24 protein-coding genes are annotated in these 25,828 nt (G+C 71.8%); 2 read left to right on the forward strand and 22 right to left on the reverse strand.

Going from position 1 to position 25,828, the window contains the following annotated elements; genetic code table 11:
- Positions 1-18 precede the first annotated feature (18 nt).
- The 4 genes from J7E93_RS23655 to fmt form a co-directional block, all read right to left on the reverse strand.
- Complete coding sequence (locus tag J7E93_RS23655) at positions 19-1,068, reverse strand: sugar-binding transcriptional regulator (protein ID WP_215071946.1); 1,050 nt, start codon at positions 1,066-1,068, stop codon at positions 19-21.
- 166 nt (positions 1,069-1,234) lie between these two features.
- The gene (gene rpe / locus J7E93_RS23660) at positions 1,235-1,918 is read right to left on the reverse strand and encodes a ribulose-phosphate 3-epimerase (RefSeq protein WP_215071947.1); all 684 of its coding nucleotides are present in this window, start codon (positions 1,916-1,918) and stop codon (positions 1,235-1,237) included.
- Positions 1,919-2,054: 136 nt separating this feature from the next.
- The gene (locus J7E93_RS23665; RefSeq protein WP_215071948.1) at positions 2,055-3,488 is read right to left on the reverse strand and encodes an RsmB/NOP family class I SAM-dependent RNA methyltransferase; all 1,434 of its coding nucleotides are present in this window, start codon (positions 3,486-3,488) and stop codon (positions 2,055-2,057) included.
- Positions 3,489-3,526: 38 nt separating this feature from the next.
- Positions 3,527-4,471, reverse strand: coding sequence for a methionyl-tRNA formyltransferase (fmt, locus tag J7E93_RS23670; protein WP_215071949.1), 945 nt, complete (start codon positions 4,469-4,471; stop codon positions 3,527-3,529).
- A gap of 264 nt (positions 4,472-4,735) precedes the next feature.
- Between fmt and J7E93_RS23675 the strand changes: the two genes are divergently transcribed.
- A complete protein-coding gene (locus J7E93_RS23675; RefSeq protein WP_215071950.1) occupies positions 4,736-5,257 on the forward strand; it encodes a hypothetical protein in 522 nt (173 codons plus the stop codon).
- Between the two features lie 95 nt (positions 5,258-5,352).
- On the opposite strand, the gene J7E93_RS23680 is transcribed toward J7E93_RS23675, so the two are convergent.
- From J7E93_RS23680 to pyrR, 14 genes are all read right to left on the reverse strand, one after another.
- Complete coding sequence (locus J7E93_RS23680) at positions 5,353-7,506, reverse strand: primosomal protein N' (protein ID WP_215071951.1); 2,154 nt, start codon at positions 7,504-7,506, stop codon at positions 5,353-5,355.
- A gap of 101 nt (positions 7,507-7,607) precedes the next feature.
- Positions 7,608-8,816, reverse strand: a complete 1,209-nt coding sequence (metK, locus tag J7E93_RS23685) for a methionine adenosyltransferase (RefSeq protein ID WP_215071952.1) — start codon at positions 8,814-8,816, stop codon at positions 7,608-7,610.
- A gap of 211 nt (positions 8,817-9,027) precedes the next feature.
- Entirely contained in the window at positions 9,028-10,296 is a 1,269-nt protein-coding gene (coaBC, locus tag J7E93_RS23690) for a bifunctional phosphopantothenoylcysteine decarboxylase/phosphopantothenate--cysteine ligase CoaBC (RefSeq protein ID WP_308368760.1), read from the reverse strand.
- Positions 10,297-10,406: 110 nt separating this feature from the next.
- The gene (rpoZ, locus tag J7E93_RS23695; protein WP_005319902.1) at positions 10,407-10,679 is read right to left on the reverse strand and encodes a DNA-directed RNA polymerase subunit omega; all 273 of its coding nucleotides are present in this window, start codon (positions 10,677-10,679) and stop codon (positions 10,407-10,409) included.
- Between the two features lie 69 nt (positions 10,680-10,748).
- Positions 10,749-11,312, reverse strand: coding sequence for a guanylate kinase (gmk, locus tag J7E93_RS23700; protein WP_215071953.1), 564 nt, complete (start codon positions 11,310-11,312; stop codon positions 10,749-10,751).
- A 49-nt stretch (positions 11,313-11,361) separates the two neighbouring features.
- Positions 11,362-11,685 carry an integration host factor gene (locus J7E93_RS23705; RefSeq protein ID WP_030204477.1) on the reverse strand — a complete coding sequence of 108 codons (324 nt, stop codon included), beginning with the start codon at positions 11,683-11,685 and terminating at the stop codon, positions 11,362-11,364.
- A 275-nt stretch (positions 11,686-11,960) separates the two neighbouring features.
- Positions 11,961-12,806, reverse strand: a complete 846-nt coding sequence (pyrF, locus tag J7E93_RS23710; protein ID WP_215071954.1) for an orotidine-5'-phosphate decarboxylase — start codon at positions 12,804-12,806, stop codon at positions 11,961-11,963.
- Complete coding sequence (locus J7E93_RS23715; RefSeq protein WP_215071955.1) at positions 12,803-13,912, reverse strand: quinone-dependent dihydroorotate dehydrogenase; 1,110 nt, start codon at positions 13,910-13,912, stop codon at positions 12,803-12,805. Before J7E93_RS23715 ends, pyrF begins: the two co-directional genes overlap by 4 nt.
- A gap of 56 nt (positions 13,913-13,968) precedes the next feature.
- On the reverse strand, positions 13,969-17,277 hold the full coding sequence (gene carB / locus J7E93_RS23720) for a carbamoyl-phosphate synthase large subunit (protein ID WP_215071956.1): 3,309 nt from the start codon (positions 17,275-17,277) through the stop codon (positions 13,969-13,971).
- The gene (gene carA, locus J7E93_RS23725; protein WP_215071957.1) at positions 17,270-18,418 is read right to left on the reverse strand and encodes a glutamine-hydrolyzing carbamoyl-phosphate synthase small subunit; all 1,149 of its coding nucleotides are present in this window, start codon (positions 18,416-18,418) and stop codon (positions 17,270-17,272) included. Before carA ends, carB begins: the two co-directional genes overlap by 8 nt.
- Positions 18,415-18,984 (reverse strand): hypothetical protein, encoded by a 570-nt coding sequence (locus J7E93_RS23730; RefSeq protein WP_215071958.1) that lies wholly within the window; start codon positions 18,982-18,984, stop codon positions 18,415-18,417. The genes carA and J7E93_RS23730 overlap by 4 nt, the downstream gene beginning before the upstream one ends.
- Positions 18,981-20,267: a dihydroorotase gene (locus tag J7E93_RS23735; RefSeq protein WP_215071959.1), complete on the reverse strand. Its 1,287-nt coding sequence runs from the start codon at positions 20,265-20,267 to the stop codon at positions 18,981-18,983. The genes J7E93_RS23730 and J7E93_RS23735 overlap by 4 nt, the downstream gene beginning before the upstream one ends.
- A 5-nt stretch (positions 20,268-20,272) precedes the next feature.
- Positions 20,273-21,250 carry an aspartate carbamoyltransferase catalytic subunit gene (locus J7E93_RS23740; protein WP_215071960.1) on the reverse strand — a complete coding sequence of 326 codons (978 nt, stop codon included), beginning with the start codon at positions 21,248-21,250 and terminating at the stop codon, positions 20,273-20,275.
- Between the two features lie 123 nt (positions 21,251-21,373).
- Entirely contained in the window at positions 21,374-21,937 is a 564-nt protein-coding gene (gene pyrR / locus J7E93_RS23745) for a bifunctional pyr operon transcriptional regulator/uracil phosphoribosyltransferase PyrR (protein ID WP_215071961.1), read from the reverse strand.
- Positions 21,938-22,182: 245 nt separating this feature from the next.
- Here pyrR and bldD point away from each other — a divergent pair, with 245 nt between their 5' ends.
- Positions 22,183-22,683, forward strand: a complete 501-nt coding sequence (gene bldD / locus J7E93_RS23750; protein ID WP_005319862.1) for a transcriptional regulator BldD — start codon at positions 22,183-22,185, stop codon at positions 22,681-22,683.
- A 183-nt stretch (positions 22,684-22,866) separates the two neighbouring features.
- On the opposite strand, the gene nusB is transcribed toward bldD, so the two are convergent.
- The 4 genes from nusB to J7E93_RS23770 form a co-directional block, all read right to left on the reverse strand.
- Entirely contained in the window at positions 22,867-23,298 is a 432-nt protein-coding gene (nusB, locus tag J7E93_RS23755; protein WP_215071962.1) for a transcription antitermination factor NusB, read from the reverse strand.
- 2 nt (positions 23,299-23,300) lie between these two features.
- On the reverse strand, positions 23,301-23,867 hold the full coding sequence (gene efp, locus J7E93_RS23760; protein ID WP_215071963.1) for an elongation factor P: 567 nt from the start codon (positions 23,865-23,867) through the stop codon (positions 23,301-23,303).
- A 49-nt stretch (positions 23,868-23,916) separates the two neighbouring features.
- Positions 23,917-25,023 carry an aminopeptidase P family protein gene (locus tag J7E93_RS23765; RefSeq protein WP_215071964.1) on the reverse strand — a complete coding sequence of 369 codons (1,107 nt, stop codon included), beginning with the start codon at positions 25,021-25,023 and terminating at the stop codon, positions 23,917-23,919.
- A gap of 106 nt (positions 25,024-25,129) precedes the next feature.
- Positions 25,130-25,828: AAA family ATPase (locus tag J7E93_RS23770; RefSeq protein ID WP_374105426.1), on the reverse strand; the 699-nt coding region annotated here is incomplete at its 5' end.

The raw sequence follows: 25,828 nt of genomic DNA on the forward strand, positions 1-25,828 counted from the left end.
ACCCGCACGGCCGATGTCTCAGACGTCGTCCGGGTCCGTGCGGTCGAGGGCCGGGCGGGGGCCGGGGGCCGACTCGGTGAGGAGGAAGTCCGCCGCCGCGCGGTCAGTCACGAGGCTGGTGACGAGACCGGACCGCAGGACCGCGCCGATCGCCGCCGCCTTGCGCTGACCGCCCGCGATCGCCACGACCTCGGGGATGCGGCGGAGCCGGTCGGCCTCGACGGTGATGCAGCGCTCGCCCAGGTCGCGTCCCACTCGGCGCCCCTCGGCGTCGAAGAGGTGCGCGGACATCTCGGCGGCGACGCCGAGGGAGGCGTAGTGGGCGCGCTCCTCGTCCGTGAGCATGTCGTGCACGGTCGAGATGCCGGGCTCCCAGGAGCCGATCGACACACAGGCGACCGTGACCTTGTCGAAGTACTCGAAGGCCCGCGCGATACCGGTCTGGTTGCGCAGGGCGGCCGCGGTGGCCGGGTCGGGCAGGAGCATCGGCGCGTAGATGGGGTGCGCCTCGCCGCCGGAGACCTGGGCCGCGCGCCGTACCGCCTCGACCGAGCCGCGCTCCGCGGTCCCGGCGTCGTACACGCCCGTGAGCTGCACGACCGTGCACGGCGGCAGCCGGTCGAGGGCCGCGGCCATGTGGATGGTGGAGCGGCCCCAGGCCAGGCCCAGGACGTCGCCCTCGGTGACCAGCTCGCCGAGCAGGTCGGCCGCGACCTCGCCGAGGTTCTCCGGATCGGGCGACTCGTCCTCGCCCTCCGCCGGAGACTCGACGACGACGGCGTGGCGGAGCCCGTAGCGGGCGCGGAGCGCGTCGGAGCGCTCGGCGTCCAGCTCTGCGGGTACGCGGATCTCGATCCGTACGAGGTCGCGTTCGAGCGCGGTCTCCAGGACCCGGGCCACCTTGAAGCGGCTCACGCCGAACTCCTCGGCGATCTGGATCTTGGACTTGCCCTCGAGGTAGAAGCGGCGGGCCATGGCCGCCGCCTGCACCAGCTCCGCGGGTCCCATCCGCAGGGCTGACCGTCCCGCTGAGATACCCGCCACCGCGATCTCCTCACTGCTGTTCATGTACCGCTGCTCACGAACTGCTCTCGTACTGCTCTCGCCCTGCCCGACCATCGCTGGTGCGGCTCCTGCTGTTCACACTCTCGACTCGCCGTTCATCCTGTCAGATCCGGCGGTCCTTGATCAGCCCTGTCGGCCCGTCGTCGGGCCGCGTTCATCTGCCCGAGGCTCAGTGGCCACACGCCCACGCCGCCGACGCGGTCGCGGAGTCGGCCCTGGCGCGCAGTGAGCGGACGGCCTCGGCCGGGTCCGCCGCCCCGTAGACCGCCGATCCCGCGACGAAGACGTCGGCGCCGGCCTCGGCGCAGCGCTCGATGGTGGACTCCGCGACGCCGCCGTCGACCTGGAGCCACAGCTCCAGGCCGTGCTTGGAGATCAGCTCACGGGTCCGGCGGATCTTCGGCAGCATGATGTCGAGGAAGGCCTGTCCGCCGAAGCCGGGCTCCACGGTCATGATCAGCAGCATGTCGAGCTCGGGCAGCAGATCCTCGTACGGCTCGATCGGCGTCGCGGGCTTCAGCGCCATCGAGGCCCGCGCTCCCTTCGCCCGGATCTCGCGTGCCAGTCGCACGGGGGCCGCGGCCGCCTCCACGTGGAAGGTGACGGACCCGGCACCGGCCTCGACGTACTGCGGGGCCCAGCGGTCGGGGTCCTCGATCATGAGGTGACAGTCCAGCGGGGTGTCCGTGGCACGGCTGAGCGACTCGACGATCGGCACGCCGAGGGTCAGGTTCGGCACGAAGTGGTTGTCCATCACGTCCACGTGCAGCCAGTCGGCACCGTCGACGGCCTTCGCCTCCTCGGCGAGGCGGGCGAAGTCTGCGGACAGGATGCTGGGATTGATCTGCGCCATGTGCCAAGCCTGCCATGTTCTTGGGCTCTTCTTTGCCGCGGACCGGTTTCGGTTCGGATCCGGCTCCGCCGTAGGGCGCCGACGGCCGTCACAGCCCGGGCATTCGGGCCTTTTCGCCGACCGTCGCAGCCCCTTGTCAGGCCGTACGCCGCAGCAGCGCCAGGTACATCGCGTCCGTGCCGTGGAGATGCGGCCACAGCTGGACGTCCGGGCCCTCGCCCAGCCCGGGGACACCCTCCATCAGCGGGCGGACGTCGATCCACTCCGCCTCGACGGCGGGGCCGCCGCGGCCCTTCAGGACGTCCTCGACGACCACCCGGGTCTCGGCCAGGTGCGGCGAGCAGGTCGCGTAGCCGACGACGCCACCGACGCGAACCGCCTGCAGCGCCTCCCGGAGCAGACCCCGCTGGAGCGGCGCGAAGCCCTCCAGGTCCTCCGGGCGGCGGCGCCAGCGGGCCTCGGGGCGGCGGCGCAGGGCGCCGAGCCCGGAGCACGGCACGTCCATGAGCACGCGGTCGAAGGAGCCGGGCCGCCACGGCGGGCGGGTGCCGTCGGCGGCGATGACCTGGTACGGGCCGGGGTTGCCGGCCAGCGCGCGTTCGACGAGCCGGGCGCGGTGCGGCTGCTTCTCCGAGGCGAGCAGGGCCGCGCCCCGCTCCGCGGCGAGCGCGCCGAGCAGCGCCGCCTTGCCGCCGGGCCCCGCGCACCCGTCGAGCCAGCGCTCGTCACGGCCCTCCAGGGGCGCGTTCGCCAGCGCGATCGCGACGAGCTGGCTGCCCTCGTCCTGGACGCCGGCCCGCCCCTCCTTCACCGCCTCGATGGCGCCGGGCTCGCCGCCCTCGGCCAGCCGCACCGCGTACGGCGACCAGCGCCCCGGAAGCACCGAATCCTCGCCGAGCACTCCGGTCAGCTCCTCGGGGGTGGACCGGCCGGGGCGGGCCACCAGCGTGACCTCGGGCCGCTCGTTGTCGGCCTCCAGCAGGTCCTCGATCCCGGCCCGTCCGCCGCCGAGCGCGTCCCACAGCGCGGTGACCACCCACCGGGGGTGGGAGTGGACGACCGAGAGGTGGTCCTCCGCGTCGTCCTCGTACGGCGGGGCGACCCGCTCGACCCAGGTGTCGAAGTCGTCCTGCGAGATCTTCCGCAGGACGGCGTTCACGAACTTGGCCCGGCCGTCGCCGAGCACCACCCGCGCGAGCTCCACGCTGGCCGAGACGGCCGCGTGGGTCGGGATGCGCGTACCGAGCAGTTGGTGCGCGCCGAGCGAGAGCACGTCGAGCACCGGCGGGTCGACCTCGCGCAGCGGCCGGTCGATGCAGGCCGCGACGATCGCGTCGTACGTCCCCTGCCGCCGCAGCGTGCCGTACACCAGCTCGGTCGCGAGCGCCGCGTCCCGGGTGTCGAAATCGCCCGTCTCCCGGGCCTTCTTCAGCAGCGGCGGCAGCACGAGGTTCGCGTAGGCGTCCCGCTCGTCCACGGCCCTGAGCACCTCGAAGGCGAGCATCCGGACGGGGTCCTTCTTGGGGCGCCGGTACGGCTTGGGGGGACGGCGACGTGCCTGCTCGCTCAAAAGGTGCTCCGCTGACGAAGTGAGACGGTCGAACCCTCTCAGCCTACGTCCGCGCCGCCGACCTTCTCGCCCGGGGCGATCCGCACGCCCCGCGCCCAGTCCGCCGCCTTCATCGGCTTCTTGCCCTGCGGCTGGACCCAGAGCAGCTCCACCGCGTAGGAGCCGGTGCCCACGTGGACGTTGTTCTTGCCGGCCGCGAGTTCGCCGGGGGCCAGGTCGGTGCGGTCGGGCACCGGCACGGCCTGGATCAGCTTGAGGCGCTCGCCGCGGAAGACGGTCCAGGCGCCGGGGGCCGGCGTGCAGCCGCGCACCACGCGGTCCACACGCAGGGCCGGGGCCTTCCAGTCCACGTGCGCGTCCTCGACCTGGATCTTGGGCGCCAGCGTGACGCCCTCGGCGGGCTGAGGGACCGCCTTGAGCGTGCCGTCCTCGATGCCGTCCATCGTCGCCGCGAGCAGACCGGCGCCGGCGAAGGCGAGCCGGGTGAGCAGGTCGCCGCTGGTGTCGGTGGGGCGGACGTCCTCGGTGATCACGCCGTAGACGGGACCGGAGTCGAGCCCCTCCTCGATCAGGAACGTCGACGCGCCCGTCACCTCGTCCCCGGCCATCACGGCGTGCTGCACGGGCGCCGCGCCGCGCCAGGCGGGCAGCAGGGAGAAGTGCAGGTTGACCCAGCCATGGGCGGGGATGTCGAGGGCGACCCGGGGCAGCAGCGCCCCGTAGGCGACGACCGGGCAGCAGTCGGGGGCGATCTCGCGCAGCCGCGCGAGGAACTCCTCGTCGCGCGGCCTCGCCGGCTTGAGCACCTCGATCCCGGCCTCCTCCGCCCGCTCGGCGACCGGGCTCGCGACCAGGCGCCGGCCGCGGCCCGCGGGAGCGTCCGGGCGCGTGACGACGGCGGCCACCTCGTGACGGCCGGAGGCGAGCAGGGCGTCAAGGGCGGGTACGGCGACCTCGGGGGTGCCTGCGAAGACGAGCTTCATCGGTGGCTGACTGCCTGTCTGTCTCGGGGCGGATTGCGGGCAACGCACCAGTCTAGGGCGTGCCCGGCCAAGATCCGCCGGGCACGGCCCGGGGCCGGTGCGAGGGGGCGTAGGTCGGCACGAGCGCCCCGCGCATATGCGTATACGCCCCCGCAGCGTGACCCAACCACGAATAGCGCGTTGGTCAAGAGAGATTGACCGAAGCGGGCCCGCCCCTCCGTTGTGGCCCGACCCTTATTCCACGCCGGTTCGAGAGGCTTTCACATGGCCGACCACGCAACCCACGACGCCCAAGCCCGGGCAAGTCTGCATCTGTTGGTGCGGGACATCGAGCGGGTCCGGCGGCAGGTGGACGCACTGCGCACGCTCACGGCCCAGTTGGGCAATGTCTACCGGCCGCGCCGCTCCGGCCCGTCCACGGGCTTCGTCGTCTACGGGCGGGCGCCCGCACCGACCGTGCGGCTCGCCCAGGAGCTGCGGGACAGCGTCGAGACCCTGGTGACGGCGGCGGTCGACTTCGACCGCTCCCTCGGGTTCTCCTGGGACGCGGTGGGCTCGGCGCTCGGGGTCACGAAGCAGGCCGTCCACCGCCGGTACGGTGCCCGGCGCGCCCCCCAGCCGGGCGGCGGCGTCGTGGAGCAGGACCGCACCACGGAGCCGGGCACGACCCGTACGCTCCCGGCGGTACCGCCCGCCCGCACGATGCCTCCGCAGCCGGCCCCCGCCGTCCAGCCCCTGCGCGAGGAGCCCCGCCCGCCGGCCCTCCCGGGCCCGCGCAACGGCTGAAACGCATCCCCCTCCGGCCGCCCACCCCCGTAGGGGTCGGGCGGCCGAGCCGTGGCCGGGCGCCCGACGCGGCACCCCGCCCGCGGGCCGCCGACTCAGCCGATGTCCGGCGGATCCACCCGGACGCGCACCGGATCCCCGCCGCCCCGTGCCAGGCGGCCCGCCCGTGCCTTCTTGAGCGCGGCCGCCAACGCGGCCCCGTTCCCCGGCGGGACCCGTACCAGCGCCCGCTCCCACCGCTCCCCCGGTGGCGCGTCGCCCGGCCTGAGGGGGCCTCCGGGCCGGACGACCGGCAGGGCCACCGGCCCCAACACCTCGGCGTCGCCGGGGAGTTCGGCCATCGCGAGGAAAGCCTCCACCGCTTCCGGCGGGCCGGACACCGCCGCCATCCGTGACACGGGCGGGAAACCGAGCTCCGCCCGCTCCGCGAGCTCCCGCTGGGCGTGCCCGACCGGGTCCCACCGCACCAGCGCCTGGACCGGCCGCAGCGTGGGCTCGGCCACCACGACGACGACGCCGCCCCTGTCGCCCTCACCCTGCCCCCGCACCAGCGAGGCCGCGTCGATCCAGCGCCGCAGAGCCTCCTCACCGGCGCGGAGATCGGGGCGCGAGAGCATCGCCCAGCCGTCGAGAAGCAGCGCCGCCGCGTAGCCGCCCTCGGCGACGGGTTCGGCGCCCGGCGTGGACACGACCAGGGCGGGCCGCCCCGGCACGGTGTCCAGGACGTGGTCGCGCCCCGATGTCCGTACCGGCACCGCGGGGAACGCCCTGCCCAGTTCCTCCGCCGTCCGGCGGGCGCCCACGACCTGGGCGCGCAGCCGCGTCGCACCGCACTCCGCGCACTGCCAGTCGGCCGCGCCGCGCCCGCACCACCCGCACCGCAGCTCCTGCTGCTCCGGGGCCTCCAGCGGCCCCGCGCAGTGCCGGCACCGCGCGGGCGTCCGGCACCTCTGGCACGCGAGCCTCGGCACGTACCCTCGCCGCGGCACCTGGATGAGCACAGGACCGCTCTTGAGCCCTTCCCGTACCGCCTGCCAGGCCAGGGAGGGCAGCCGCGCCGCGCGCGCGGCCTCGTCGCGGGCCAGATCGGTGTCGCCCACGGTCCGCACCAGGGGGGCGGCGGCCCGCACCTGGTCGCGGCCGGCCGCCAGCGGCTTGGCCCAGCCGGACTCCACGAGCTGCGCGGCCTCGACCGTGCAGCTCGTACCGCCGAGGAGGAAGGCGGACCTGTCCTGGGCGGCGCGCAGCAGCAGTACGTCGCGCGCGTGCGGCTGTGGGGCGTGCGGCTCGCTGTGGCTGCCGTCCCCGTCGTCCCAGATGGCGACGAGTCCCAGGTCCCGTACGGGCGCGAACATCGCGGCCCGTGTTCCCACGACCGCCCGCACGGAGCCCCGCCGTACCGCGAGCCACTGGGCGTACCGCTTCTCCGGTCCTGTCTCCGCCGTGAGCAGGGCGTGCCGCCCCTCGCCCAGGACGTCCTTCAGTGCCCTGTCGACGCGCGCCGCGGTCCGTCCGTCGGGCACCACGGCCAGCGCCCCCCGCCCGGAGGCGAGGGTGGCGCCCATGGCGCGGGCCAGCTCCTCGGCCCAGTGCGGCCCGGGCAGCGCGTTCCACACGGCGCGCGGCGCCCCGCCGCGCGCCAGGGAATCCAGGAACGCCGGGCCTCGGTCGTACCGCGCCCAGCTGCCCGGCTCCGGCGCGGGTGGGGGCGGCAGCGGCTCGGGGGACGGCTTCCCCTCGGCGCGGGCGCTGCGGGGCGGGATCGCCAGCTGGAGCACGTCGGCGAGGCTCCCCGCGTACCGGTCGGCCACCGCCCGGCAGAGTCCGAGGAGCTCGGCGCTCAGCACCGGCTCGGGCGAGACGACGTCGGCCAGCGCGGCCAGCGGCCCCGCGTAGTCCGACGCGGCCCGCCGCTCGACCAGGAAGCCGTCGATCAGCCGCCCGCCCTCCCGCCGTCCGTCCCTGACCTGGTGCGCACCGGCCCCGAACCGCACGCGCACCCGCACCCCCGGGAGCGCGACGGCGTCGAGCTCCTCGGGCACGGCGTAGTCGAAGAACTGGTCGAGATGCAGCACGCCCTTGTTGACCACCACGCGCGCGACGGGCAGCTCCTTGGCCAGCGCGGCGCCCCGCCAGGTCCGGGGCTTGGCCCGCGGCACCTTCGCCTTGCGCACGGTCTCCCGAATGAGCGCGAGCTGCTCGGGCGGCTCGGCGGCCGTCCCCTCCGTCTTCCCGTTCTCGCTGCTCACAGCCCCATACCTACCAGACGCCACCGACAGCCGGACATGAGAGAGCCCGGCACCCCACGGGGTGCCGGGCTCCGCTCGGAGACCGTGCTCGAAACCGGTGCTTACAGACCCGCGGCCTCGCGCAGGGCGTCCACGCGGTCGGTGCGCTCCCAGGTGAAGTCGGGGAGCTCGCGGCCGAAGTGGCCGTAGGCCGCCGTCTGGGAGTAGATCGGGCGCAGCAGGTCGAGGTCGCGGATGATCGCGGCCGGGCGGAGGTCGAAGACCTCGCCGATGGCGTGCTCGATCTTCTCGGGCTCGACCGTGTGGGTGCCGAAGGTCTCGACGAAGAGGCCGACGGGCTCCGCCTTGCCGATCGCGTAGGCGACCTGGACCTCGCAGCGCGAGGCGAGGCCGGCGGCCACGACGTTCTTGGCGACCCAGCGCATGGCGTAGGCGGCCGAGCGGTCCACCTTGGACGGGTCCTTGCCGGAGAAGGCGCCGCCGCCGTGGCGGGCCATGCCGCCGTAGGTGTCGATGATGATCTTGCGGCCGGTGAGGCCGGCGTCGCCCATCGGGCCGCCGATCTCGAAGCGCCCGGTGGGGTTCACCAGCAGGCGGTAGCCCTCGGTGTCCAGCTTGATGCCGTCCTCGACGAGCTGCTGCAGCACGTGCTCGACGACGAACTCACGGATGTCGGGCGCGAGCAGCGACTCGAGGTCGATGTCGGAGGCGTGCTGCGAGGAGACCACGACGGTGTCGAGGCGGACGGCCTTGTCGCCGTCGTACTCGATGGTGACCTGGGTCTTGCCGTCGGGACGCAGGTACGGGATGGTCCCGTTCTTGCGGACCTCGGTGAGGCGGCGGGAGAGCCGGTGGGCGATGTGGATCGGGAGCGGCATCAGCTCCGGGGTCTCGTCCGACGCGTAGCCGAACATCAGGCCCTGGTCGCCGGCGCCCTGCTTGTCGAGCTCGTCCTCATCGCCCTCGACGCGCTTCTCGTACGCCGTGTCGACGCCCTGCGCGATGTCCGGGGACTGCGACCCGATGGAGACCGAGACGCCGCAGGAGGCGCCGTCGAAGCCCTTCTTCGAGGAGTCGTACCCGATTTCGAGGATCTTGTTCCGTACGAGGGTGGGGATGTCGGCCCACGCCTTCGTGGTGACCTCACCGGCGACGTGCACGAGGCCGGTGGTGATCAGCGTCTCGACGGCGACACGGGAGGTGGGGTCCTCGCGGAGGAGCGCGTCGAGAATGGTGTCGCTGATCTGGTCAGCGATCTTGTCGGGGTGACCCTCGGTCACGGACTCCGAAGTGAACAGACGACGGGACACAATGCTCCCTGTGGTTGCAGCGGCTGCTGGCTCAACAATGTCGGACGGCAGGGGGCTGCGCCCCGCGTCGTACCGAGACCAGTCTACTGGGCGTGCTCGGGCATTGGGCCAGGTGTCTCGCAAGGTGGGAGCCGGGGTGTCACCGAATCCGGCCTCCCGTCCGCCGCGCACACCTGTTCCGGTCGCCCGAGAGGACCGGTATCGCGGGATTTCACTCGGCCGGGCCGGTGAAATCCGGACGAGTGGGAGATTTCTCTGAATCATTCGCGGGCAGGGACCGCAGGCGGGGTGCGACAAGATCCCAGACGATCTCCGCGAGGGCTTCCTTGGGCCCGTACGGTACGGGCGTGTCCGCACCGTCCGCCGCGAGCACGACGGCCTCGTTCTCCTCGGAGCCGAAGGTCTTGCGCTCCCCCACCTCGTTGACCACGAGCAGGTCGCAGCGCTTGCGGCGCAGCTTCTCCCGGCCGTTGGCGAGGACGTCGTCGGTCTCGGCGGCGAAGCCGACGATCACCTGTCCGGGCAGGGCGCGGTCGGCCGAGATCTCGGCGAGGATGTCGGGGTTGCGGACCAGTTCGACGGTGGGGGCTCCCCCGTCGTCCGTCTTCTTGATCTTGCCCGAGGCGTAGGCCGCGGGGCGGAAGTCGGCGACGGCGGCGGCCATGACCACGGCGTCGGCGTCTGCCGCCGCCTTGAGGACGGCCTCACGGAGCTGGAGGGCGGTGCCGACGTGGACGACGTCGACGCCGGCCGGGTCGGGGAGCGTGCTGTTGGCCTCGACGAGCGTGACCCGGGCGCCCCGGGCGGCGGCGGCCTTGGCGAGGGCGTAGCCCTGCTTGCCGGAGGAACGGTTGCCCAGGTAGCGGACCGGGTCCAGGGGCTCACGCGTGCCGCCCGCGCTGACCACGACATGGCGGCCGGCCAGGTCGGGCGAGGCGGCGGCGCCGCGCGCCAGGACCCGCCGGCATACCTCGAAGATCTCGGCGGCCTCGGGCAGCCGCCCCTTGCCGGTGTCGACGCCGGTCAGCCGGCCGACGGCGGGCTCGATGACGACGGCGCCGCGGCGGCGCAGTGTGGCGACGTTCTCCTGGGTGGCCGGGTGCTCCCACATCTCGGTGTGCATCGCCGGGGCGAAGACGACCGGGCAGCGCGCGGTGAGGAGCGTGTTGGTCAGCAGGTCGTCGGCGAGGCCGTGGGCGGCCTTGGCGAGCATGTCGGCGGTGGCGGGGGCCACCACCACCAGGTCGGCGGCCTGTCCGATCCGTACGTGCGGGACCTCGTGGACGGTCTCCCACACCTCGGTGGAGACGGGGTTGCCGGAGAGGGCGGACCAGGTCGCCGCGCCGACGAAGTGCAGCGCGGAGTCGGTCGGGACGACCCGTACGTCGTGGCCCGACTCGGTCAGCCGCCGCAGCAGCTCACACGCCTTGTACGCGGCGATGCCGCCGCTGACTCCCAGGACGACCTTCGGCTTTGCCACGGCGCTCAACTTCACTCCCCGCGCTCGGATGCGTACGACTCCATGAGACACCACAGGCCCGGCGGATGTCCGCCGGGCCTGTGGTGACAAATGTGACAAGCGTTACGCGCTTACTGGGCCGGGCCCTCGATGGCCTCGGAGGTCAGCAGACCCGCGTTGATCTCGCGCAGGGCGATGGAGAGCGGCTTCTCGTGGACGTGGGTGTCGACGAGCGGACCGACGTACTCGAGCAGGCCCTCGCCGAGCTGCGAGTAGTACGCGTTGATCTGGCGCGCGCGCTTGGCCGCGTAGATCACGAGGCTGTACTTCGAGTCGGTGGCCTCGAGCAGCTCGTCGATCGGCGGGTTGATGATGCCCTCGGGCGCGGTGATGGAAGAGGACACGCTCTGCCTTCCGAAGAAACTTCTGGGTGAGCTGATCCGGGTGATCAGATCCAGGTGATCAGAAATCGATCAAACAACGTTCATCAAGGCTAGCAGCTCGCGCGCCACGTCCTCGACCGAGGTGTTGACCAGGGTGGTGTCGAACTCCGGCTCAGCGGCCAGTTCGATCTTGGCGGCCTCGAGCCGGCGCTCGATGACCTCGGGCGACTCCGTGCCGCGGCCGGTGAGCCGGCGGACCAGCTCGTCCCAGCTCGGCGGGGCCAGGAAGACCAGCTGGGACTCCGGCATGGAGTCCTTGACCTGCCGGGCGCCCTGGAGGTCGATCTCGAGCAGCACGGGCTCGCCCGCCTCCAGGCGGTCCAGGACCGCGCGGCGCGGCGTGCCGTAGCGGTTGCCCGCGAACTCGGCCCACTCGAGGAGTTCCCCGTTGGCGACCAGCTTGTCGAACTCGTCGTCCGTCACGAAGAAGTAGTGGACGCCGTGCTTCTCGCCGGGACGCGGCTTTCGTGTCGTGGCCGACACCGAGAGCCAGACCTCGGGATGGACCTTGCGCATATGAGCGACGACCGTGCTCTTGCCGACCCCGGAGGGGCCGGAGAGCACGGTCAGCCGCGGACGTACCTCTGCTGCCATGCAGCGATTATTCCAGCTTTACGGGTATGCCTGGGACGGCAGTCCCGGCTCAGGCGCCGGTGCTGCCGAACTCACGCTCCAGGGAGGCGATCTGGTTGGAGCCGAGACCGCGCACACGACGGCTTTCGGAGATGCCGAGTCGCTCCATGATCTGCTTGGCGCGGACCTTGCCCACGCCAGGCAGGGACTCGAGCAGCGCGGAGACCTTCATCTTGCCGATGACGTCGTTCTCCTGGCCCGTCTTGATGACCTCGTGGAGGGAGGCGCCGGAGTGCTTGAGTCGATTCTTGACCTCGGCCCGCTCCCGGCGAGCCGCGGCGGCCTTTTCGAGCGCGGCTGCGCGCTGTTCAGGGGTAAGGGGCGGAAGAGCCACGCCTACGTCACCTCGGATGTCGAACTGTCGGATACGGACCGGTGAGGAACCTAGTCGCCCCACACCAGTGGAGCAACGATCAACGCAGTGACCGTTGAACGCTGACTCTGCCCCGGAGACTAGCGGCCAATGCCTCTCCAGTCAGCGAGAACGAACGAAAAGTCCTGGTCAGCATCGACCGACCAGGACATTTCCGGCGTAACGACCGGCTTTTCGGCCAAGTTCTTGCCAAGGAGTGAGACAGCTCCCACCTGCGCATTGGCCGTACGGGCGGTTTACGCCCCGACGGCCTCGCGGATCTCGTCCGCGTACCGCTCCGCCGAGGCCCGCAGCGCGGAGGCGTCCGGGCCGTGCCTCAGGACACCCCGGCTGACGTTCGGGACCACGTTGCGGACCGCCGCGCCGAAGACCGCCGGAAGGTCGGCCGGGGTCGCGCCCTGCGCACCGATGCCCGGAGCCAGGAGGGGGCCGTTGATGTCGAGGTCGAAGGAGGAGAGGTCGCCGAGGGTGGCGCCGACGACCGCGCCGAAGGAGCCCATGGGCGTCTGCCCCGCGTTCTCCTCGGCGAGATGGGCCAGCATGGTCGCGCCGATCGTCCGGCCCGCCGGGTCGTCGGTCCGCACCGCCCGCTGCACCTCGGCGCCCTCCGGGTTGGAGGTGAGGGCCAGCACGAACAGGCCCGTGCCGCTCTCCCGGGCGAGGTCGACGGCCGGCTTCAGCGAGCCGTAACCGAGGTACGGGGAGACCGTCAGCGCGTCCGAGAAGAGCGGAGCGTCCTTGCGGAGGTACGTCTCGGCGTAGGCGGCCATCGTGGAGCCGATGTCGCCGCGCTTGGCGTCCATGACGACCAGGCCGCCCGCCTCGCGCAGGCCGGCGACCGCGCGCTCCAGGACGGCGATGCCCCGGGAGCCGAACCGCTCGAAGAACGCGGACTGCGGCTTGAACACGGCGACGGTGTCCGCCAGCGCCTCGACGACCGTGAAGGTGAAGCGCTCCAGGCCCGCGATGTCGTCGGTCAGGCCCCAGGAGTCGAGCAGGGCGGCGTGCGGGTCGATGCCGACGCAGAGGGGGCCGCGCTCGTCCATGGCGGAGCGGAGGCGGGTACCGAAGGAGGGGATCACGGCGCGGCCTTTCGGGTGTCGGCGCCGACGGCCTCGGCGAGGGTGGCGTACGGGGAGGCCGCGAGGCGCGCGGCGAGGCCCTTGTGGATCGCTCGGGCGTAGAACGGGCCCTCGTAGATGAAGGCGCTGTAGCCCTGGATCAGCGTGGCACCGGCCAGGATGCGCTGCCAGGCGTCCTCGGCGTTCTCGATGCCTCCGACGCCCACGAGGACCAGCCGGTCCCCCACACGGGCGTACAGGCGCCGCAGGACGGCCAGGGAGCGCTCCTTGACGGGCGCGCCGGAGAGTCCGCCGGTCTCCTTGACGAGCGCGGGGTCGGACTTCAGCCCGAGGCCCTCGCGGGCGATGGTGGTGTTGGTGGCGATGATGCCGTCCAGACCGAGCTCCAGGGCGAGGTCGGCGACCGCGTCGACGTCCTCGTCCGCCAGGTCGGGGGCGATCTTGACCAGCAGGGGGACCCGGCGGTCGGTGATCGTGCGGTCCGCGGCCTCCCGTACCGCCGTGAGCAGCGGGCGCAGGGACTCGGTGGCCTGGAGGTTGCGCAGCCCGGGGGTGTTCGGCGAGGAGACGTTCACCACCAGGTAGTCGGCGTGCGCGGCGAGGCGCTCGGTCGACTTCACGTAGTCGGCGGCGGCCTCGGCCTCCGGGACGACCTTCGTCTTGCCGATGTTGACACCGACGACGGTCCTGAAGACCGGCACGCGTGCGTGGAGACGGGCGGCGACGGCGGCCGAGCCCTCGTTGTTGAAGCCCATGCGGTTGATCAGCGCGCGGTCCGGGACCAGCCGGAAGAGCCGCTTCTTGGGGTTGCCGGGCTGGGCCTCGCCGGTGACGGTGCCGATCTCGACGTGGTCGAAGCCGAGCATCGACATGCCGTCGATCGCGACGGCGTTCTTGTCGAAGCCGGCGGCGAGGCCGAAGGGGCCGTGCATGCGCAGGCCGAGGGCCTCGGTGCGCAGCTCCTCGTACCGGGGTGCGAGGGCGGCGGCGACGAAGGTGCGCAGGACCGGGATGCGGGCGGCCAGGCGGATCCAGCGGAAGGCCAGGTAGTGGGCCTCCTCCGGGTCCATCCGCTTGAAGACCAGGTTGAAGAAGAACTTGTACATGGGGGTGTCCTCACCAAGAGGGGGACACCGTTTCCGGTGTCCCCCTCGTCGGGCTGCTAGTCGCGGGCCGCGGTCAGATGCGCCGCGTGTTCCTGGAGCGAGCGGACGCCCACGTCGCCGTGGCCGAGCGCCTCGATGCCCTGGACGGCGGCGGCGAGCGCCTGGACCGTGGTGAGGCACGGGACGCCGCGTGAGACCGCCGCCGTACGGATCTCGTATCCGTCGAGGCGGCCACCGGTGCCGTAAGGGGTGTTGACGATGAGGTCGACCTGACCGTCGTGGATCAGCTGGATGATCGTCTTCTCGCCGCCGGGGCCCTCGCCCTCGCTGAGCTTGCGCACGACGGTGGCGTTGATGCCGTTGCGCTTGAGGACCTCGGCGGTGCCGGAGGTGGCGAGCAGCTCGAAGCCGTGGGCGACCAGCTCGCGCGCCGGGAAGATCATCGAGCGCTTGTCGCGGTTGGCGACGGAGATGAACGCGCGGCCCTTGGTGGGCAGCGGGCCGTACGCGCCGGCCTGCGACTTGGCGTACGCCGTGCCGAAGACGGCGTCGATGCCCATGACCTCGCCGGTCGAGCGCATCTCCGGGCCGAGGACGGTGTCCACGCCGCGGCCGTGCACGTCGCGGAAGCGCGACCACGGCATCACAGCTTCCTTGACGGAGATCGGCGCGTCGAGCGGCAGGGTGCCGCCGTCGCCGCTCTTGGGCAGCAGGCCCTCCGCGCGCAGCTCGGCGATGGTCGCGCCCAGCGAGATGCGGGCGGCGGCCTTCGCGAGCGGCACGGCGGTCGCCTTCGAGGTGAAGGGAACGGTCCGCGAGGCGCGCGGGTTGGCCTCCAGGACGTACAGGATGTCGCCGGCCATGGCGAACTGGATGTTGATCAGTCCGCGCACGCCGACGCCCTTCGCGATCGCCTCGGTGGAGGCGCGCAGGCGCTTGATGTCGAAGCCGCCGAGCGTGATCGGGGGCAGGGCGCAGGCCGAGTCGCCGGAGTGGATACCGGCCTCCTCGATGTGCTCCATGACTCCGCCGAGGTAGAGCTCGGTGCCGTCGTAGAGGGCGTCGACGTCGATCTCGATGGCGTCGTCGAGGAAGCGGTCGACCAGGACCGGCCGGGTGGGGCTGATCTCGGTGGACTCGGCGATGTACGTCTCCAGGCGCGCCTCGTCGTACACGATCTCCATGCCGCGGCCACCGAGCACGTACGAGGGGCGTACGAGGACGGGGTAGCCGATCTCGTCGGCGATGGCCTTGGCGCCGGCGAAGGTGGTCGCGGTGCCGTGCTTGGGGGCGGGCAGCCCGGCCTCGGCCAGGACGCGGCCGAAGGCGCCGCGGTCCTCGGCGGCGTGGATGGCCTCCGGGGAGGTGCCGACGACCGGCACGCCGTTGTCCTTGAGCGCCTGGGACAGACCCAGCGGGGTCTGTCCGCCGAGCTGGACGACGACACCGGCGACGGGGCCGGCCAGCGTCTCGGCGTGGACGATCTCCAGCACGTCCTCGAGCGTGAGCGGCTCGAAGTACAGGCGGTCGGAGGTGTCGTAGTCGGTGGAGACGGTCTCGGGGTTGCAGTTGACCATCACGGTCTCGTAGCCGGCCTCGCTGAGCGCGAAGGAGGCGTGGACGCAGGAGTAGTCGAACTCGATGCCCTGGCCGATGCGGTTCGGGCCGGAGCCCAGGATGATCACGGCGGGCTTCTCGCGCGGCGCGACCTCGCTCTCCTCGTCGTACGAGGAGTAGAAGTACGGGGTCTTGGCGGCGAACTCGGCGGCGCAGGTGTCGACCGTCTTGTAGACCGGGCGGACGCCGAGGGCGTGCCGGACCTCGCGGACGACGTCCTCGCGCAGGCCGCGGATCTCGGCGATCTGGGCGTCGGAGAAGCCGTGGCGCTTGGCCTCGGCGAGCAGCTCGGGGTGGAGCTTGTCGGCGGCGGCCAGCTCGTCGGCGATCTCCTTGATGAGGAAGAGCTGGTCGACGAACCACGGGTCGATCTTCGTGGCGTCGAAGACCTCCTCGGGGGTGGCGCCGGCGCGGACGGCCTGCATGACGGTGTTGATCCGGCCGTCGGTGGGACGCGCGGACTCGCGCAGGAGCTCGGCCTTGTCGCCGGGCTCGCCGACGAAGGTGAACTGCGAGCCCTTCTTCTCCAGCGAGCGCAGTGCCTTCTGGAGCGCCTCGGTGAAGTTGCGGCCGATCGCCATGGCCTCGCCGACCGACTTCATGGTCGTGGTCAGCGTGGAGTCGGCGGAGGGGAACTTCTCGAAGGCGAAGCGCGGGGCCTTGACCACGACGTAGTCGAGCGTGGGCTCGAAGGACGCCGGGGTCTTCTCCGTGATGTCGTTGGGGATCTCGTCCAGCGTGTAGCCGACGGCGAGACGGGCCGCGATCTTGGCGATCGGGAAGCCGGTCGCCTTGGAGGCGAGCGCGGAGGAGCGGGAGACGCGCGGGTTCATCTCGATGACGATGATCCGGCCGTCGTCCGGGTTGACCGCGAACTGGATGTTGCAGCCGCCGGTGTCGACGCCGACCTCGCGGATGATCGCGATGCCGATGTCGCGCAGCCGCTGGTACTCGCGGTCGGTGAGGGTCATCGACGGGGCGACGGTGATCGAGTCACCGGTGTGGACGCCCATCGGGTCGAAGTTCTCGATGGAGCAGACGACCACGACGTTGTCGTTCTTGTCGCGCATCAGCTCCAGCTCGTACTCCTTCCAGCCGAGGATGGACTCCTCCAGGAGCACCTCGGTGGTCGGCGAGAGGGTGAGGCCCTGGCCGGCGATGCGGCGCAGCTCGTCCTCGTTGTGGGCGAAGCCGGAGCCGGCGCCGCCCATGGTGAAGGAGGGGCGGACGACGACGGGGTAGCCGCCGAGCGTCTCGACGCCCTTGATCACGTCGTCCATGGAGTGGCAGATGACCGAGCGGGCGGACTCGCCGTACCCGATCTTGGCCTTGACGGCCTCGACGACACCCTTGAAGAGGTCGCGGTCCTCGCCCTTGTGGATCGCCTCGACGTTGGCGCCGATGAGCTCGACACCGTACTTCTCCAGCACACCCTGCTCGTGCATGGAGATGGCGGTGTTGAGCGCGGTCTGGCCGCCGAGGGTGGGCAGGAGGGCGTCGGGGCGCTCCTTGGCGATGATCTTCTCGACGAACTCGGGGGTGATCGGCTCGACGTAGGTGGCGTCGGCGATCTCCGGGTCGGTCATGATCGTGGCCGGGTTGGAGTTGACCAGGATCACCCGCAGGCCCTCGGCCTTGAGGATGCGGCAGGCCTGGGTGCCGGAGTAGTCGAACTCGGCGGCCTGGCCGATGACGATCGGGCCGGAGCCGATGACCAGGACGGACTGGATATCGGTGCGCTTAGGCACGCTCGGCCTCCATCAGGGATACGAAACGGTCGAAGAGGTACGCGGCGTCGTGCGGGCCCGCGGCCGCCTCGGGGTGGTACTGGACGCTGAAGGCCGGCCGGTCGAGCAGCTGGAGGCCCTCGACGACCTGGTCGTTCAGGCAGACGTGGGAGACCTCGGCACGGCCGTAGGGGGTGTCCGAGACCTTGTCGAGGGGCGCGTCGACGGCGAAGCCGTGGTTGTGCGCGGTGACCTCGACCTTGCCGGTGGTGCGGTCCTGCACCGGCTGGTTGATGCCGCGGTGGCCGTACTTCAGCTTGTAGGTGCCGAAGCCGAGGGCGCGGCCGAGGATCTGGTTGCCGAAGCAGATGCCGAAGAGCGGGGTCTTGCGCTCCAGGACGCCCTGCATGACGGAGACGGGGCCGTCGGCGGTGGCCGGGTCGCCCGGGCCGTTGGAGAAGAACACGCCGTCGGGCTGGACGGCGTAGACGTCCTCGACGGTGGCGGTGGCGGGCAGCACGTGGACCTCGATGCCGCGCTCGGCCATCCGGTGCGGGGTCATGCCCTTGATGCCGAGGTCGACGGCGGCGACGGTGAACTTCTTCTCGCCGATGGCGGGGACGACGTACGTCTCCTTGGTGGCGACCTCGGCGGAGAGGTTCGCGCCCTTCATCTGCGGGGCTTCCTGGACCTTGGCGAGCAGCACGGCGTCGTCCGTGACCCCGGCGAACGCCTCTCCAGAGAAGATGCCGACGCGCATGGCGCCGCGCTCGCGCAGGTGGCGGGTGAGGGCGCGGGTGTCGATGCCGGAGATGCCGACGACGCCCTGGGCGGCGAGCTCCTCGTCGAGCGAGCGCCGGGCGCGCCAGTTGGAGGAGACGCGGGCGGGGTCACGGACGACGTAACCGGCGACCCAGATCTTCGCGGACTCGGCGTCCTCGTCGTTGACGCCGGTGTTGCCGACGTGCGGGGCGGTCATCACGACGACCTGGCGGTGGTACGACGGGTCGGTGAGGGTCTCCTGGTAGCCGGTCATGCCGGTGGAGAACACGGCCTCGCCGAAGGTCTCCCCCACGGCCCCATAGGCGCGGCCGCGGAAGATGCGGCCGTCCTCCAGGACGAGTACGGCGGGAGCCTTGGCTCCCCTAGTGGAGGTCGTCATCGTGCGGTGCCTTCCGTCGTGCGTGTGTGGTTCATGGAGTTGATGGCCTCGACCCAGGCGGCGTGCTCGGCCGCGCGGTCGGAGCGGAAGCCGGAGTCGAGCAGCTGGTCGCCGTGCGCCCAGGTGACGATCAGCAGTCCGCCCTCGGCGAGGACCTTGCCGGCGATGCCCTTGTCGAGGCGGGCCTCGCGCAGGGCTTCGGCCGGGACGAAGAAGTCGTTCGCCCCGGGGCGTACGACCTCGATCCCCGCATCGGTGAGCGTGAGCTCGACGCGGCTGCGGGTGCCGAGGCCGTGGGCCACGATCCGGTCGAGCCAGTGCCCGGCGGTCGTGGATCCGTGGTAGCGCCCGCTGAGAGTCAGTCTCGCCTCACCGGCCGTCTCCGGCGCGGTGGGAAGCTCCGGCAGTCCGGACTGGAGGCTGCCGCGCCACTTCCATCCCTGGCGCATCAGCCAGTAGACGAAGGCGACGAAGAGACCCAGGCCGACCACCCAGCCGACGCGTCCGGCCCAGTTGGTGACCTCCGCCGATTTCTCCCCGGCGGCCAGGATGATCACAGGTGTCACGCCAGCTTCCCGTCCACGAGCGTTGCCCGGCCCCGCAGGAAGGTGTGGGTGACGCGTCCCGGCAGCTCGCGGCCCTCGTAGGGCGTGTTGCGGCTGCGGGAGGCGAAGCCCGCGGGGTCCACTGCTCCACGGTATGCCGGATCGACCAGCGTCAGGTTCGCGGGCTCACCTGCCGAGACGGGCCGCCCGTGGCCCTCGGCCAGCCCGATCCGCGCGGGCTTGACGGACATGCGGTCGGCGACGCCGGCCCAGTCGAGCAGCCCGGTCTCGACCATCGTCTGCTGGACGACGGAGAGCGCGGTCTCCAGGCCGACCATGCCCATGGCGGCCGCGGCCCACTCGCAGTCCTTGTCCTCGTGCGGGTGCGGGGCGTGGTCGGTGGCGACGATGTCGATGGTGCCGTCGGCCAGGGCCTCGCGCAGGGCGAGCACGTCGTGCTCGGTGCGCAGCGGCGGGTTGACCTTGTAGACCGGGTTGTAGCTGCGTACCAGCTCGTCGGTGAGGAGGAGGTGGTGCGGGGTGACCTCGGCGGTGACGTCGATGCCGCGGGACTTGGCCCAGCGGACGATCTCGACCGAGCCGGCCGTGGAGAGGTGGCAGATGTGGACGCGGGAACCGACGTGCTCGGCGAGGAGGACGTCGCGGGCGATGATCGACTCCTCGGCGACGGCGGGCCAGCCGCCCAGGCCCAGCTCGGCGGAGACGACGCCCTCGTTCATCTGGGCGCCCTCGGTGAGGCGGGGCTCCTGCGCGTGCTGGGCGACGACGCCGCCGAAGGCCTTCACGTACTCCAGGGCGCGGCGCATGATCACGGCGTCGTCGACGCACTTGCCGTCGTCGGAGAAGACGGTGACGCCGGCGGCCGAGTCGTGCATGGCGCCGAGCTCGGCGAGCTTCTTGCCCTCCAGGCCGACGGTGACGGCGCCGATGGGCTGCACGTCGCAGTAGCCGGACTGCTTGCCGAGCCGGTAGACCTGCTCGACGACGCCGGCGGTGTCGGCGACGGGGAAGGTGTTGGCCATGGCGAAGACGGCGGTGTAGCCGCCGGAGGCCGCGGCCCGGGTGCCGGTGAGGACGGTCTCGGAGTCCTCGCGGCCGGGCTCGCGCAGGTGGGTGTGGAGGTCGACCAGGCCGGGCAGGAGGATCTGCCCCTCTGCCTCGATCACCGTCGCGTCATCGGCCGTCAGGCCGGTGCCCACCGCGGCGATGGTCTCGCCGTCGATCAGGACGTCCTGCGCCTCGCCGCCGAGCACCTTCGCACCACAGATCAGGATCTTGCTCATGGTTCTCAGTTCTCCTCGGTACGGGGGTGGGCGGCGGCGGGCTCGTTGCCACCGAGCAGCAGGTACAGGACGGCCATGCGGATGGAGACGCCGTTGGCGACCTGCTCGACGACCGTGCAGCGGTCGGAGTCGGCCACCTCGGCGGTGATCTCCATGCCGCGGACCATGGGGCCGGGGTGCATCACGATGGCGTGCTCGGGCATCTTCGCCATCCGGTGGCCGTCGAGCCCGTACCGCCGCGAGTACTCGCGCTCGGTGGGGAAGAAGGCCGCGTTCATGCGCTCCCGCTGCACACGCAGCATCATCACCGCGTCGGACTTCGGCAGCACGCTGTCGAGGTCGTAGCTGATGTCGCAGGGCCAGGCCTCGACGCCGACCGGGACCAGGGTGGGCGGAGCCACCAGGGTGACCTCGGCGCCGAGGGTGTGGAGCAGGTCGACGTTGGAGCGGGCCACCCGGCTGTGGAGGACGTCGCCGACGAGGGTGATGCGCTTGCCCGCGAGATCCTGGCCGAGGCCCGCGTCGCGGCCGACGAGGCGGCGGCGCATGGTGAAGGCGTCGAGCAGGGCCTGGGTGGGGTGCTGGTGGGTGCCGTCGCCGGCGTTGATGACGGGGGCGTCGATCCAGCCGGAGGTGGCGAGGCGGTAGGGGGCGCCGGAGGCGCTGTGGCGGATGACGACGGCGTCGACGCCCATCGCCTCCAAGGTCTGGGCGGTGTCCTTGAGGGATTCGCCCTTGGAGACGCTGGATCCCTTGGCCGCGAAGTTGATCACGTCGGCGGAGAGACGCTTCTCGGCGGCCTCGAAGGAGATCCGGGTACGGGTGGAGTCCTCGAAGAACAGGTTGCAGATCGTGCGGCCGCGCAGGGTGGGCAGCTTCTTGATCGGCCGGTCGGCCACCCGGGCCATCTCCTCGGCGGTGTCGAGGATGAGGACGGCGTCGTCGCGGGTGAGATCGGCGGCCGAGATGAGGTGACGCATCATCGGGGTTTCGCTCCGTGGTGGGAGGTCGGGGGTCCGGGGGTGTCCCCGGGAGGCCCGTCGGGCGTGCGGGCGCGCAGGGATGTGCCCTGGAGCCGTCGGGAAGCCGGTCCGGCTGCTCCGGGGCTAGGCGGAGGGCTTGCCGCCGAGCAGGACGGTGTCGCGGCCGTCCTCTTCGGCGAGCTGGACCTTGACCGTCTCCCGCAGCGACGTGGGGAGGTTCTTGCCGACGTAGTCGGCACGGATCGGAAGTTCGCGGTGGCCGCGGTCGACGAGGACCGCGAGCTGCACGGCCCGGGGGCGGCCGATGTCGCCGAGCGCGTCGAGGGCGGCGCGGATGGTGCGGCCGGAGAAGAGCACGTCGTCGACGAGGACGACCAGCCGGCCGTCGATGCCGTCACCGGGGATCTCGGTGCGGCCGATGGCCCGGGCGGGCTTCATCCGCAGGTCGTCGCGGTACATGGTGATGTCGAGGGAGCCGACCGGGATCGTGCGTCCGGTGATCCCGGCGAGCTTCTCGGCCAGCCGGCGGGCGAGGAAGACGCCGCGCGTGGGGATGCCGAGGAGGACCACGTCGTCGGCGCCCTTGGCGCGTTCGACGATCTCGTGGGCGATGCGGGTCAGTACCCGCGCGATGTCCGGGCCCTCGAGAACGGGGCGTGCGGCATCGGTCTGCTGCTGCGTGTCCATATGAAACGGACCTCCTTCTCCGCCTCACGGGACGGCTCTTAAAGGACGTCGGAATTGCGCCACCGACTCTACCAGGGGCGGACGAGTGCCCTGCTCACCACCCCGCCGCCGCTCCGGGCGCCGTCCCTCGGAGGGGGCGGTATGGACCATTCGGCTTGACGGGGACAAGTAACGCTGCGTAACCTCACAGTGAGTTACCAGCCACGCGGCGGAGCCGCACGTTGTCACAGCGTCCGGGGAGCTATATGTCCAGCGAATACGCAAAACAGCTCGGGGCCAAGCTCCGTGCCATCCGCACCCAGCAGGGCCTTTCCCTCCACGGTGTGGAAGAGAAGTCCCAGGGCCGCTGGAAGGCCGTCGTGGTCGGCTCGTACGAGCGTGGTGACCGCGCCGTGACGGTGCAGCGCCTCGCCGAGCTGGCGGACTTCTACGGGGTGCCGGTGCAGGAGCTCCTGCCGGGCACCACTCCGGGCGGGGCCGCCGAGCCGCCGCCGAAGCTCGTTCTGGACCTCGAGCGCCTGGCCCACGTCCCGCAGGAGAAGGCCGGACCGCTGCAGCGCTACGCGGCGACGATCCAGTCCCAGCGCGGCGACTACAACGGCAAGGTGCTCTCGATCCGCCAGGACGACCTGCGCACGCTCGCCGTCATCTACGACCAGTCGCCCTCGGTCCTGACCGAGCAGCTGATCAGCTGGGGCGTCCTGGACGCCGACGCGCGTCGTGCGGTCGCCCACGAGGAGAGCTGACCTTTCACCAGGACATCAGCAGAAACGTTGCCGCCGGGGTGGCGGAAGGCCCTACGCCTTCCGCCACCCCGGCGGTTTTCTGCTCTCCGGCCCAATGCGCGTACGTGCGCGTACGTACGGGTACGCCGAAGGGGCCCGCAGCACGGTGTGCTGCGGGCCCCTTCGACTGCCGGGAGCCGCCTCTCAGGCGTCCCGGCGCAGACGCGGCTTCAAGTCCTTGAAGCGGCCGAGAAGGCCGTTGACGAACGTCGGGGACTCGTCGGTGGAGAACTCCTTGGCGAGCTGCACCGCCTCGTCGATCGCCACGGCGTCCGGCGTCTCGTCCAGCCAGATGAGCTCGTACGCCCCGAGGCGCACGATGTTCCGGTCGACGACCGGCATCCGGTCGAGATCCCAGTCCACCGCGTAGGTGGCGATGAGCTCGTCGATCCGGTTCGCGTAGTCCGCGTACCCCTCGACCAGCTGCATCGTGAACTCGTTGACCGGCGGCTGACGGTCGTCGGACCGTGCGTGCCGTACCCAGTCCGCGAGGACCTGCTGCACGGACGCACCGCGCTGGTCGGCCTCGAAGAGGATCTGGAAGGCGCGCTTACGGGCCTTGCTGCGGGCAGCCACGGTTAGCTGTTCACCCGGCCGAGGTAGTCGCTCGTGCGGGTGTCGACCTTGATCTTCTCACCGGTGGTGATGAAGAGCGGGACCTGGATCTCGTGGCCGGTCTCCAGCGTCGCCGGCTTGGTGCCGCCGGTGGAGCGGTCGCCCTGGACACCCGGGTCGGTGTGCTGGATGGTCAGCTCGACGGCGGCCGGCAGCTCGACGTAGAGCACCGAACCCTCGTGCTGGGCGACGGAGGCGGTGAAGCCCTCGATCAGGAAGTTGGCGGCGTCGCCGACGGCCTTGCGGTCCACGTGCAGCTGGTCGTACGTCTGCATGTCCATGAAGACGAAGTAGTCGCCGTCCATGTACGAGAACTGCATGTCGCGGCGGTCGATGGTGGCCGTCTCGACCTTCACACCGGCGTTGAAGGTCTTGTCGACGACCTTGCCGGAGAGCACGTTCTTGAGCTTGGTGCGCACGAAGGCCGGGCCCTTGCCGGGCTTGACGTGCTGGAACTCGACGACGGACCAGAGCTGGTCCCCGTCGAGCTTGAGCACCATGCCGTTCTTGAGGTCGTTCGTGGAAGCCACGGTTGCGGAATCTCCTGGACTGACGTGGGACCAGGGAGGCGTACGCGCCTTACAGCGCGAGCAGCTCCTTGGTCGTAATGGTGAGTAGCTCGGGTCCGCCGTCCGCCTCCTGGCGCACGACGAGCGTGTCATCGATCCGGACTCCGCCCCGGCCCGGGAGGTGGACCCCCGGTTCGACGGTGACCGGCACACAAGCGTCCAGTTTACCCATGGCCGAGGGTGCGAGCTGCGGGTCCTCGTCGATTTCCAGGCCGACACCGTGCCCGGTGAGCGGGGGAACCGCCTCCGCGTGGCCCGCGCCGTCCAGGATCTGGCGCGCCGCCCGGTCCACGTCGCGGTACTCCGCGCCCGGCACCAGCGACTCCCGGCCGGCCCGCTGAGCGGCGAAGACGAGCTCGTAGAGCTCGATCTGCCAGTCGGCCGGAGTGGTGCCGATGACGAAGGTACGGCCGATCTCGCAGCGGTAGCCGCGGTAGTTCGCGCCGAGGCACACCGAGAGGAAATCTCCCTCCTCGACCCGGCGGTCGGAGGGCCGGTGGCCGCCGCGGCCGGAGTTCGGACCGGTGGCGACCGAGGTCGGGAAGGCGGCGCCGTCCGCGCCGTGGTCGACGAGCCGCCGCTCCAGCTCCAGGGCGAGATGGCGCTCGGTCCGTCCGACCAAGATGGATTCGAGGAGCTCGCCGAGGGCCTGGTCGGCGATCTCGGCGGCGATCCTCAGACAGGCGATCTCGTCCTCGTCCTTGACGATCCGCAGCTGTTCGACGGCTCCTCCGAGGTCGGCGAGGTGGAGCTGGGGCGCGACCGAGCCCATGGCACGGTGACGGGCCACGGTCAGATGGTGCTCCTCCACGGCGAGCGCGTCCGCACCCGCCTTCCGGGCGAAGTCGACGGCGGCGACGGCGGGGTCACCTCCCGCCGCGGGCAGCAGCGCCTGCCGGAGCAGCTCGTCGAGCCGCCCGTCGGCCGGATCACCGCCGGGCGCGGTGGGGCAGAGCAGCACGTCCTCGTCCGGGCCGAGCAGGAGGACGGCGCCGGGGGGCGAACCACCCGCGAGATAGCGGACGTTGGCGGGGCGGGAGACCAGGGCCGCCGGGCTGCCCGCTGCCGCGCACCGGTCGCGCAGCCGCACACGGCGGTCCGCATACACCTCTGACATGTTCCGAGCCTACGAGGGGCGGGCCGCCCCGGCCCGCTCAGCGCGGCCGACCGTGCCCCGACCGGCCGCATCGGGCCATCTCCGGCGCGTCCGGCGCGCAGGGGTCTCACCAGGCGGGCGGGCTCGCTATGGAACGGGCCAGCACCTCGTCGAGGACGCGGGCGGTGGTCTCGACGTCGTACTTGGAGTTGTCGATGATCGGCAGGCCCGAGCCGTACCAGCCGGCCATCCTGCCGTGGATGGTGGCGACCTCCTCGTCCGAGAGGCGCCTGTTGCCGCTGCGCTCGGCGTTCCGCTCCAGGACGATCTCCAGGCCGGGCAGGAGAACGACCGGAAGCAGCCCAGGACCGACGTGCCGTTTCCAGCCGCCGAGGCCGACGACCGGGCGGTCGGGGAAGACGGCGTCATCGACGATGCAGGAGATGCCGTTGGCGAGGAAGTTGCGCGCGGCGAAGCCGCAGGTGCGGCGGGCGAGCCGGTACTGGGCCTCGGAGTGCTCGTTCCACCCCGACTGGGGGTCGGCGAAGCCCGAGCAGACCCACTCACGGACGTCGTCGAGGCTGATGTGCGCGGTGGGGACGCGGCGGCGCTGGGCCCAGTGGCGCGCGACGGTCGTCTTGCCGGCGCCCGCGGGGCCGATCAGCAGGACGGCGAGGGTCGCGGTGCCGGTCCCGGGCTCGACGGGCAGTGCCACGGGCGGCAGCTGGACATGCCCGGTGGTATCCCGCGGCGGGGGCGCCGAGCCGGGGTGCTGCGGGTGCGGCGGTATGCCCGCGCCGGACCAACCGGGGGCCAAAGGCGCGCC

It is taken from the genome of Streptomyces sp. ISL-36 (genome assembly GCF_018614205.1).
GTDB lineage: Bacteria > Actinomycetota > Actinomycetes > Streptomycetales > Streptomycetaceae > Streptomyces.